The organism is Nocardia sp. 852002-20019_SCH5090214 (genome assembly GCF_001665865.1).
Classification (GTDB): domain Bacteria; phylum Actinomycetota; class Actinomycetes; order Mycobacteriales; family Mycobacteriaceae; genus Nocardia; species Nocardia nova.
The window spans coordinates 1-677 of sequence record NZ_LZMK01000365.1; the positions used below are offsets into that span (position 1 = coordinate 1).

1 pseudogene is annotated in these 677 nt (G+C 71.3%); it reads right to left on the reverse strand.

Annotation, left to right across the window (positions count from 1 at the left end):
* Nucleotides 1-644, reverse strand: a pseudogene (locus A5780_RS28385) (hypothetical protein); the annotation flags it as partial.
* Nucleotides 645-677 lie beyond the last annotated feature (33 nt).

Genomic DNA, 677 nt, shown 5'->3' on the forward strand with positions numbered 1-677 from the left:
GCGGATTCGGTGTCGAGGGCGTGGTCGGTGTCGGGGTCGCCGAGGACGAGCCGGTCGAGGTCCAGGTGCAGGCGGGACCAGAGGGCAGCGGCGGGCATGTCGTCGGGCAGGGGCCGTTGGCCGGCGGCGTCGGTGAGCAGTGTGTCGATATCGAGTCCGGCTGCGGCGGCGGTGTCGAGGTGGGCGGCGAGCACGGGCCACCAGGGGTCGCTGGTGATGCGGGTGTCGAGTCGTTTGGCCAGTGGTTGCCAGGTGTGGGTGGCGGTGTGGAGGTCGCCGAGAGTGTCGGTGACGCGTGCGGCGAGTTGTGTCTGGTGGTCGCGTTCGCGGACCCGGAAGCGGGCCGATCCGATGGGGCGCAGGTCGGTGTCGGGGATGTGGTTGGCGGCGCGCCACACCGCGAGCTCGGCGATGAGTTCCGGGTTGCCGAGAAGGGGCCGCGCCCACACCGGCGCGGTGCCCGCGGCCCATTCGCGTGCGTCGGTAGTGATCTGGGTGGCGAGGTCGGCCACGAGGTTGCGCCGCGCGCGGAGCTGGTCGGCGATCGCCGCGTCGGCAAGTTGATTAGGTAGCCCGTGTAGCCAGGGCAGAGGTCCGGTGCCGGTGGAGTGTGCGCCGCTGGTGTCGAGGCGCCAATCCAACACGGCTGCTGGGTCTTTGGCGGTGTCGAGTTCGCG